The organism is Janthinobacterium lividum (assembly GCF_011601275.1).
Taxonomy (GTDB): Bacteria; Pseudomonadota; Gammaproteobacteria; order Burkholderiales; family Burkholderiaceae_D; genus Janthinobacterium; species Janthinobacterium lividum_E.
The window spans coordinates 145575-155914 of sequence record NZ_JAAOLY010000016.1 but is presented as its reverse complement, the minus strand read 5'-3'; the positions used below and the strand labels follow the sequence as shown (position 1 = coordinate 155914).

The window sequence follows — 10340 nt, the reverse complement described above, 5'->3', positions numbered from 1 at the left end:
GACGATATTTCATGGTATTGCCGCCGAGGCCGAAGCAGCCTTGCGAACCGCCGTCGCCCGAGGTATTGCTGCCGGCGCCAGCGCGCAGGTAGCCGTGGAAGCCTTCGGAGTCGGATGGGTACATGGGGTCGGCCATGGCGGAAGCGCTGGCGATGGCCAGGAGCAGGGCAGGTAAAGTTTTCAATGCAGTGCGATTCATGCGGTCTCCAGAAGAATGTTGGTGGTAGCGGTGACGCCCCGTAAGGTGGTCACCGCACACGGTCTAATGCCGAAAACCAAGTCTAGCAGCGCTTTTTTAACCACCCTGATACAAAACGTGCAAGTACTGATACTTTCTTTCAGAGTGTTGTTTTTGCTACATACCGATACTCTTGCGCATGGCAGGCTTGCAAAAGAGTATCGAATTGCGGTTTTGGAGTATCAGAAAGTATCAAAGTCCGGTGCTACATTGTGGTCGTGGTGCCAAGTACCTGAGCATTGCCAACGACAAAAAACACTGGAGACACACAATGAAACGTTCCGCCATTGCCGCGCTGTGCGCCGGCGCTTTCTGCTTCGCTTCGTCCGCTTTTGCCGCCACCGACCTGGTCATCGCGACCGTCAACAACGGCCATATGATCGAAATGCAAAAGCTCAGCAAGTTCTTCGAGCAAGCCAATCCCGACATCAAGCTCAAATGGGTGACCCTGGAAGAGGGCGTCTTGCGTCAGCGCATGACCACCGATATTGCCACCAAGGGCGGCCAGTTCGACGTGATGACCATCGGCCTGTATGAAACGCCCATCTGGGGCAAGAAAAACTGGCTGATCCCCATCAAGCCGGACGCCAAATACGATATCGACGACTTGCTGCCGGCCATCCGCGAAGGCTTGTCCGGCGACGGCAAGCTGTACGCGTCGCCGTTCTATGGCGAAAGCTCGATGATCATGTACCGCAGCGACCTCGTCAAAAAAGCGGGCGTGACGATCGAGGACCGCCCGTCCTGGAACCAGCTGCGCGACGTGGCGGCCAAGCTGCACGATCCGGCCAACGGCGTGTACGGCATCTGCCTGCGCGGCAAGCCGGGCTGGGGCGACAACATGGCCCTGATCACCACCATGGCCAATTCCTACGGCGGCCAGCTGTTCGACATGAAATGGAAGCCGCAATTTACCAGCAAGCCGTGGAAGGACGCCGTCAACATGTATGTCGACCTGATGAAGAAATACGGCCCGCCGGGCGCGGCCGCCAACAGCTTCAATGAAAACCTGGCCCTGTTCAACCAGGGCAAGTGCGGCATCTGGATCGACGCGACGATTGCCGCCTCCTTCATCACGGACCCCAAGCAAAGCAAGGTGGCCGACAAGGTGGCGTTTGCCCAGTCGCCCGTCGGCGTGACGGAGCGGGGCGCCAACTGGCTGTGGATCTGGTCGCTGGCGATTCCAGCCAGCTCCAAGCACCCGAACGAAGCGCAACGCTTCATCAACTGGGCCACGTCGCCCGACTATGTAAAACTGGTGGCCAAGGAAACGAGCTGGGCCAACGTGCCGACGGGCACGCGCAAGTCGACGTATGCGAGCCCCGAGTTCCAGAAAGTGGCGAAATTTGCCGCCGCCGAAGGCAAGGCCCTGGCCACCACGCGCGCCGTGCAAAGCACCTTGCCGCCATCGCCGTACGTGGGCGTGCAATTCGCATCGATTCCCGAATTCCAGGTCATCGGCGTGGCAGCGGGCCAGCAGATGGCGGCAGCATTGCTGGGCAAGGTGACGGTGGACCAGGCGCTGGAGTTGTCGCAGCAGACGGCGGAGCGTGAAATGCGCAAAGGCGGCTATTACAAGTAGGAAGATAGCCTGACCAAACCTGCTGCGCGTCGCGCTTTGCGGCCGGCGATGCTCACCGGCTCGGCGCCCCCGTACTAAAGTACGGTTGCGCTTCTCGGCCACAAATCACTGCCGCTCGCTACGGTTTTGTCAGGCATCTTTGCTGTGCCGTTTGGTTTGTAAAACAGGTCACGTGACTGGCCTTGCTATTGCGCGAGATCAATCACTCACCTCACGCCCCAAGAGAACATTATGAAACGCATTATCCCCCGGACTTTGCTGACGCCGGCCGTGGTCGCCGTCTCCGTCATTTCCGTGATCCCGCTGCTGATCACCTTGTACTACTCGTTCGTGCGCTATTCCATGCTCGATCCGAGCGGCCATCCTTTCCATGGCCTGGCCAATTTCCACTTTTTCTTTACGGATGCCTCTTTCCTGCCGGCCTTGCAGAACACGTTTACCCTGCTGTTTTCCGTGATGCTGGTCACGGTAGTGCTGGGCACGGCGCTGGGCTTGCTGATCAACGAAGCGTTCCCGGGACGCGCCATCGTGCGCGTGCTCCTGATTTCGCCTTTCCTCATCATGCCGGCCGTCAATGCCCTGATGTGGAAGAACATGCTGCTCAACCCGATCTATGGCCTGTTCGCGCAAATCAGTCTATTCTTTGGCGCCGCGCCCGTCGACTGGCTGTCGGCCCACCCCCTGTTTTCCATCATCATGATGGTCTCGTGGCAATGGCTGCCGTTTGCCTGCCTGATCTTCATGACGGCCCTGCAGTCGATGGACCGCGAGCAACTGGAAGCGGCGCGCATGGATGGCGCCACCTATCTGCAGCAGTTGCGCTACCTCTACATTCCCCACCTGGGCCGCGCCGTCTCGGTGGTACTGATGATCGAGATGATCTTTTTGCTGTCGATCTTTGCGGAAATTTTTACCACCACGGGCGGCGGTCCTGGCTTCGACACGACCACCATCACCTTCATGATCTATCAGCAGGCACTGCTGTCGTATGACGTGGGAGCGGCCTCGGCTGGTGCCCTGTTCGCCGTGCTCATTGCCAACATCGCCGCCTTCTTCCTGATGCGCGTCATCGGCAAGAATCTGTCGAAATAAGGAGACATTGATGCATAGCAAACTCAATTTGTATAGCCGCACGGCTGCCGCCTGGCTGTTCGCGCTGCTGCTGTTCTTTCCCATCTTCTGGCTGGGCCTGATGGCCTTCAAGACGGAAGGGCAGGCCATTTCCACGCCGCCGCTGCTGTTCTTCACGCCCACGCTCGACAGTTTCCGCGAAGTGCTGGCGCGCGACAACTACTTCGGCTACGCGTGGAACTCGCTGTTTACCAGCGTGCTCTCGACGGCCATCGGCCTGTTGATCGCCATCCCGGCCGCTTATTCGATGGCTTTCTTTCCCACGGGCGGCACCATCGGCTTGCTGAAATTCATGCTCAGCTCGCGCTACATGCCCGGCGTGGGCGCCCTGATGCCGATCTATATCTGCTACCAGTACTTCGGCCTGCTCGACACCCGCATCGGCCTGACCATCATGTTCATGCTGATGAATTTGCCCATCATGATTTGGCTGCTGTACACGAGCATGAAGGAGCTGCCGCGCGAAATCCTCGAAGCGTCGCGCATGGATGGCGCCACCGTGTGGGATGAATTCCGCCACGTCGTGCTGCCCCTGTCCGTGGGCGGCATCGCGTCCACGGCGCTGGTCTGCATGGTGTGGTCGTGGAATGAATCGTTCTGGTCGCTGAACCTGGGCGCGTCCAACGCGGGCACCCTGGCCTGGCTCATCGCCTCGTATTCCAGTCCGGAAGGCCTGTTCTGGGCAAAATTGTCGGCCGCTTCGCTGATGGCGATTGCGCCCATCATGGCGCTGGGCTGGTTCTGCCAGAAGCAGTTAGTACAAGGCATGACTTTCGGCGCTGTCAAATAACTATACAAAATAGAGACTCACATCATGGCTTACCTTCAACTGAGCAATATCGAAAAATTCTTTGGCGAGCACCGCGCCATCAAGGGCATCGACCTGGAAATCCAACAGGGCGAGTTCGTCGTCTTCGTCGGGCCTTCGGGCTGCGGCAAGTCCACCCTGCTGCGCCTGATCGCGGGCCTGGAGCCGATCGACGGCGGCAAGCTGTCGCTCGATGGGCGCGACATCACGGCCCTGCCGTCGTCCAAGCGCGACCTGGCGATGGTGTTCCAGTCGTATGCGCTGTATCCGCACATGACGGTGTTCCAGAACATGTCCTTCGCGCTGAAACTGGCCGGCGTCGATCCCGCCATCATCCGCGAGAAAGTCGACAAGGCGGCCGCCATCCTCGACCTGGGAAAATACCTGGAGCGCACGCCGAAGGAACTGTCGGGCGGCCAGCGCCAACGTGTGGCCATCGGCCGCGCCATCGTGCGCGATCCGAAAGTGTTTTTGTTCGATGAACCGCTGTCGAACCTCGATGCGGCACTGCGCGTGCAGACGCGCATCGAGATCGCCAAGCTGCACCGCGAACTGGGCGCCACCACCATCTATGTAACCCACGACCAGGTCGAAGCGATGACCCTGGCCGACAGGGTCGTGGTGCTGCGCGACGGGCAGATCGAGCAGCATGGCTCGCCCCTGGAATTGTATGACCGCCCCGCCAACCGCTTTGTCGCGCAATTCATCGGTACGCCCAGCATGAACGTGGTGCCGGCCGACGCGGCGCCGCAGTTGCTGGCGCAGGCGGGCAGCGCGGCGCAGGCCGATGGCTTTGTCGGCATCCGTCCCGAACACGTGCACCTGGGCGCGGCGCAGCCGGGCAGCGTGCCCGTCACGGTCGATCTGGTGGAGTCCTTGGGTGTGGAAACCCTGACCTATGTGCGCTTGCCGAACAATGTGCAGGTGGTGTCGCGCGGCGCCGAGCGCAGCAGCCTGCAGCCGGGCCAGCAGACGCATTTGACGTTCGAGCCGGGCTTCGTCCATTATTTTGACCGCGCCGGCAAGACCTATGCCGCCGCCAAGGGAGTTTGAAATGAGCGCCATTGAACTGAAACAGGCGAACCTGGCCAAGCTGCAGGCCACCGTCACCGTGCCCGCGTACGTGCGCGAGACGCTCGTGCCCAGCATCGTGCATATCGGCGTGGGCGGTTTTTTCCGCGCCCACCAGGCCGTCTACCTCGACGATTTGCTGGCCTTGCCCGGCAATGTGGAATGGGGATACTGCGGCGTGGGCTTGCTGGCGCATGACGCGGCCATGCGCGACGCCATGCAGTCGCAGGACGGCTTGTATACGGTGGTCGAGCGCAGCGCGGCCGGCGACTCTGCCCGCATCATCGGCTGCGTGGGCGACTACCTGTATGCGCCCGATGACCCGCAAGCCGTGCTGGAAAAACTGGCCGACCCCGGCACGCGCATCGTCGCGCTGACCATCACCGAGGGCGGCTATTACGTGAACCAGGGCACGGGCGAATTCGATGCGGCTCACCCCGACATCGTGCATGAGCTGGCGCATCCGGAATCGCCGCGCTGTTCGTTCGGTTACCTGGCCGCCGCGCTGGCCTGGCGCCACCAACGTGGCCTGGCGCCGTTTACCATCATGTCTTGCGATAACCTGCAAAACAATGGCGACGTTACGCGCAAGATGCTGCTGGCCTTTGTCGCCCTGCGCGACCTCGAGCTGGCGCGCTGGCTGGCCACCGATGGCAGCTTCCCCAACAGCATGGTCGACCGCATCACGCCGGCCACCACGGATGAACACCGGGCGCTCGTGCGCGACAGCTTCGGCATCATCGACGCCTGGCCCGTCGTGTGCGAGCCGTTCCGCCAGTGGGTCATCGAAGACGAATTCCCGCAGGGCCGGCCGGCCTGGGAAAAGGTGGGCGCGCAGATGACGCACGACGTGCTGCCGTATGAAAAGATGAAGCTGCGCCTCTTGAATGCCAGCCACCAGGCCCTGTGCTACATCGGCATGCAGCTCGGTTACACGTTTGCGCACGAAGCGATGAACGATCCTGGCATCCGCGCGCTCGTGCGGCGCATGATGGATGACGAGGTCACGCCGCTGCTGGATGAAGTGGAAGGCATCGACCTGGCGCGCTATAAAAATACGCTGATCGAACGTTTCTCGAATCCGGCCGTGCGCGACCAGCTGGCGCGCATCGGCACGGAGGGATCCGCGCGCATCCCGAAATTCGTGCTGCCATCCGTGCGCGAAGCGCTGGCCCAGGGGGGAGCCATCAAGCTGCTGGCATTCACCGTGGCGTGCTGGTTCCGCTACCTGGAGGGCCACGACGAGCAGGGGCGCGAGATGCCCCTGAACGACCCGCATGCGGCGCGCCTGCGCGCGCTGGCGCTGCAGGGCGGGGCGGACGCTGCGGCGCTGCTGTCCCTGCGCGAGCTGTTCGGCGACTTGAGCGACACGCCAGCGTTTGCGCAGGCCGTGGCGCAAGCGCTGGCCAGCCTGTATGGGCTGGGCGCGCGCGGGGCGCTGGAACAGATCGTGGCCTGACGGGAAGGGCGCGCCATGCCACGCAAAGCCGATGCCTCACTGCCGCAGATGGAGCTGGAACAGCAGCGCGACGCCACGCCCGGCTTCGAGCCAAAAGGCAGTTTCGGCTTCATCCGCTACCTCGAGCACGGCTTTCCGAATGCGCTGGTGCGCTGGCATTATCACGACGAGTACGAGCTGCACCTGATCGTCGAGAGCAGCGGCAAGGTCTTCGTCGGCGACTACATCGGCCAGTTCACGCCCGGCCACCTGGTGCTGACGGGGCCGCGCGTGCCGCACAACTGGGTATCGCTCGACACGCCGCCCGAAGGCGTGGTCTTGCGCGACATGGTGGTCCAGTTTTCGCATGCGCCGCTGGCCTCGATGGCCGCCGCCATTCCTGAATTGAAGGATGTTTTTCCGCTGCTGCAGCGCGCCCTGCACGGCGTGGAATTCTTTGGCGTCAGCGAACAGTCGTTACGGCGCTTCCGGCGCATCCGCGACAGCAGCGGCCTGCCGCGCTTCATCGAATTTTTGACCTTGCTGGGCGAGTTGGCGCAGACCAGCGACTATCAGCTGCTGTCGACGGTGCCGATGCAGTCGAGCGACGACGACGTGGCGCTGGCGCGCATCAGTTCCGCCATCAACTACATCGTGCACAATTACAGCAGCCAGTTCTCGCTGAAAAAGCTGGCCGAACAGGTAGACATGCCCGAGCGGACGTTTTCGCGCTTTTTTCGCCACGCCACGGGCAACAGCTTCACGGACTTCGTCAACCGCTTGCGCATCAACAAGGCGTGCCAGCTGCTGATGGAGACGGAGCGCTACGTCAGCAACATCTGCTACGAGGCGGGATTCAATAACGTGGCCAATTTCAACCGGCGCTTCTTGGAATTGAAGGGTATGACGCCAAAGGAATTTCGCCAGCAGGCGCTGGGCCGCTTTGGCGAGTGACGCTTTTTGAGGTACATTGGATGGCACAGGCGAAGACAGCCTGGGAGAGACAAGCATGGAATACCGATGGCAGAAGGACAGCGAGCGCAAGGCGCCCGAACTGGAGCGCGAAAGCTACGACGGCATCATCAATTACCTGGAACATGGCTATCCCAGCTCGCGCGTACGCTGGCACTGCCATGAAGAGTATGAGCTGCACCTGATCGTCGCCACCAGCGGGCGATTGTTCGTGGGCGACTATATTGGCGAGTTTTCACCGGGCCACCTGGTGCTGACGGGGCCGCGATTGCCTCATAACTGGATATCCAACGTGATGCCGGAAGGGGGCGTGACGCTGCGCGACATGATCGTGCAATTCGCCCACGCGCCGCTGGCCGGCGCCGCGCGCGTGATCCCCGAACTGCGCGAACTGCTGCCGCTGCTCGAGCGCTCCAGCTACGGCGTGGAGTTTTTCGACATGGGACACGAGGCCGAGCAGCATCTGGCGCGCATCCGCGCCACGCATGGCGCCGAACGCTTCGCCGAATTCGTCCAGCTGATGAGCAAATTGGCGCGCACGGCCAATTACCGCTTGCTGTCGAGCGCCTCCCTGCGCTCGTATGACGATGACGCCACCCTGGCCAAGGTCAATGCCGTCCTCAATTACATCACGGACAATTACCGCGAGCCGATTTCGGCGGAAATGCTGGCCGAGCAGGTGGGCATGTCGCTGAGTAAATTCTCGCGCTTCTTCCGCAAGGCGACGGGCAACAGCTTCACGGATTTCATGAACCGCCTGCGCATCAACAAGGCTTGCCAGCTGCTGATGGATACGGATCAATACGTATCGAATGTCTGCTACGACGTGGGTTTCCAGAACGTGGCCAACTTCAACCGCCGCTTCCTGCAGGTGAAGGGCGTCACGCCCAAGGAATTCCGGCGCCAGGCCGATGGACGCTTTGGCGGCATCGGCGGACCTGTTGCGGATACGCCACCGCCGTGATGCCTGTCATGGGCTTGTCACTTTGAGCAGTTATCCTCCACGGCTTCAACCCCACCCTAGCCGAGGAATGCATGAAGACTGCCGTAACGTCCACCCCGAAACTGACCCTGCTGGCCATCGCCGCTGGCCTGGCCCTGGCCGCCTGTGGCGGCAGCGACAGCCACAATGAGCCGGCCAAGCCCGTGGCGCAGACAGGCGTGTTCCTCGACGGCGCGGTGGAAGGCCTCGATTACGTGGCGGGCAGCGCGGCCAAGGCCAGCACCAATGCCAAGGGCGAGTTCATTTGCAACCCGGGCGATACGGTAGCCTTCAGCGTGGGCGGCCTCGCCCTGGGCTCGGCGCCATGCAGCGCCGTCGTCACGCCGCTGGCGCTGGCCGCCAGCACCAACGTGGCGGACGACAAGGTCGTCAACCGCCTGCTGGCGCTGCAATTGCTGGACGAGGACAGCGATCCGTCGAACGGCATCAAGCTGACGGCGGAAGTAAAGGCTGCACTGGCCGGCAAGACCTTGGACTTTGCCGCCGTCCCGGCCGTCTTCAATGCTGCCCTGGCTGCGCATTTGACAGCCGTGGGCGCTAAATTCGCCGGCCGCACGGTCGATGCGGAACGCCGCGCCCTCGTGCGCGAGCATTTTGAAGATACCCTGGCCTCGAAAGCGGGCGCGCCCGTCAACGAGGCGCTGACGCAAGCCAATCCGGTCGGCGAAGTAAAAGTGACGGTGACGCGCTACCAGATCCAGGCGGACAGCAAGTTCTACGTGCCGTACGAAGGCGCCAACGCCAAGATCAAGGGCGAATTCCCGAACGGCTTTTTGCCATCGTACGGCTCGGGCCTGGCCTACAAGGGCAAGAATGCGGCCGGCGACCTGGAATTCTATGGCTTGACGGACCGCGGCCCGAACGGCGATGGCCCGCTCGTGCCCGATCCATCGGGCAAGGGCACCATCGGCAGCAAGATCTTCCCGTCGCCGAGCTTTACGCCTTCGTTCGGCGTGCTCACGGTGGGCAAGAACGGCGCCGTCCTGAGTTCGTCGACGCCGATCAAGGTATCGGCCACCGTCAACAGCTCGGGCTTGCCCGTGCCAGTGGGCGCCGTCGGCAATTCGGCCGAGATTCCCGTCATGGATGCGATGAAGTTCGATGTGGCAGGCAAGGCTGTCTTCAATGCGGGCGGCCTCGATTCGGAGGCCATCGTCGTCGATACAAAGCGCAACGCGCTGTGGGTGTCCGACGAATACGGTCCGTTCATCGTCAAGATCGACGCGGCCACGGGCATCATTCAGGCCAAGTACGAGCCGGGCAAGGGCTTGCCGGCGCTGTTCGCCAAGCGCCGCGCCAACCGCGGCATGGAAGGCATGACGCTCGATACGAGCAACGACAAGCTCTACGCCTTCCTGCAAAGCCCCCTGTCCGACGGCAGCGCGCCGTACTCGGTGACGAAGAAGAATGAACAGGTCGAGCGCTTCGCCCGCTTCACGCGCTGGATCGAATTCGATCCGGTGACAGGCAGCAGCGGCAAGATGTATGCGTATCCGCTCAATGCGGCCGACTACCAGGATGGCCGCACGGGCAACGCCAAGCTGGGCGACATGGTGGCACTGGGCGGCGGCAAATTCCTCGTCATCGAGCAGGGCGCCGCGCCGTCGGGCAAGGTGTTCAATAAACTGATGCTGGTCGAACTGAAGGGCGCCACCGATATTGCGGCCGCCGCCTTCAACGTGACGACGTCGGACCTGGAAAAAAGCAGCATGGGCGGCGTGGCCGTCAATGGCGCCGACTGGGCCACCGTCACACCGCTGAAGAAAACCCTGCTGCTGGACTTGAACGCCATCGGCTGGGCTGCGGAAAAGGCCGAGGGCCTGACCCTGATCGACGACTCCACCATCGCGCTGGCCAACGACAATGACTTCGGCCTGAAAACCAAGGTCTTTGACGCGAATGGCGTGGAAGTCGATGGCGCCGACGTGACCAAGTGCACGGTCGATGCTAACGGCACCATCGTCACCAGCAGCACCGCCGGTTGCAACGCCGCCAACACCATCCGCGTGGCGCGCGGCGACGACCGCGAGCGTCCGAGCCGCTTGTGGATCGTGAAGTTTGCCAAGGCGCTCAATACGTATTGATATAGTTTGACGG

At 62.0% G+C, this 10340-nt stretch carries 8 protein-coding genes and 1 pseudogene; 8 read left to right on the top strand and 1 reads right to left on the bottom strand.

Annotation, left to right across the window (positions count from 1 at the left end; genetic code table 11):
- Positions 1–199: pseudogene (locus tag GYK42_RS22610) on the bottom strand (carbohydrate porin); the annotation flags it as partial.
- 310 nt (positions 200–509) lie between these two features.
- On the opposite strand from GYK42_RS22610, the gene GYK42_RS22605 reads away from it, so the two are divergent.
- The 8 genes from GYK42_RS22605 (at position 510) to GYK42_RS22570 (ending at position 10327) form a co-directional block, all read left to right on the top strand.
- Complete coding sequence (locus GYK42_RS22605) at positions 510–1820, top strand: ABC transporter substrate-binding protein (protein WP_046684817.1); 1311 nt, start codon at positions 510–512, stop codon at positions 1818–1820.
- 231 nt (positions 1821–2051) lie between these two features.
- On the top strand, positions 2052–2912 hold the full coding sequence (locus GYK42_RS22600) for a carbohydrate ABC transporter permease (RefSeq protein ID WP_166449294.1): 861 nt from the start codon (positions 2052–2054) through the stop codon (positions 2910–2912).
- A gap of 10 nt (positions 2913–2922) precedes the next feature.
- Positions 2923–3741: a carbohydrate ABC transporter permease gene (locus GYK42_RS22595; protein WP_046684815.1), complete on the top strand. Its 819-nt coding sequence runs from the start codon at positions 2923–2925 to the stop codon at positions 3739–3741.
- Positions 3742–3765: 24 nt separating this feature from the next.
- Positions 3766–4812, top strand: a complete 1047-nt coding sequence (locus GYK42_RS22590; RefSeq protein WP_070306091.1) for an ABC transporter ATP-binding protein — start codon at positions 3766–3768, stop codon at positions 4810–4812.
- A gap of 1 nt (position 4813) precedes the next feature.
- Positions 4814–6289 carry a mannitol dehydrogenase family protein gene (locus tag GYK42_RS22585; protein ID WP_205711509.1) on the top strand — a complete coding sequence of 492 codons (1476 nt, stop codon included), beginning with the start codon at positions 4814–4816 and terminating at the stop codon, positions 6287–6289.
- Positions 6290–6304: 15 nt separating this feature from the next.
- On the top strand, positions 6305–7222 hold the full coding sequence (locus tag GYK42_RS22580) for a helix-turn-helix domain-containing protein (RefSeq protein ID WP_166449292.1): 918 nt from the start codon (positions 6305–6307) through the stop codon (positions 7220–7222).
- 55 nt (positions 7223–7277) lie between these two features.
- Positions 7278–8204 carry a helix-turn-helix domain-containing protein gene (locus GYK42_RS22575; RefSeq protein WP_166449291.1) on the top strand — a complete coding sequence of 309 codons (927 nt, stop codon included), beginning with the start codon at positions 7278–7280 and terminating at the stop codon, positions 8202–8204.
- A 71-nt stretch (positions 8205–8275) separates the two neighbouring features.
- Positions 8276–10327, top strand: coding sequence for an esterase-like activity of phytase family protein (locus GYK42_RS22570; RefSeq protein ID WP_166449290.1), 2052 nt, complete (start codon positions 8276–8278; stop codon positions 10325–10327).
- The last annotated feature ends 13 nt before the right edge of the window (positions 10328–10340 follow it).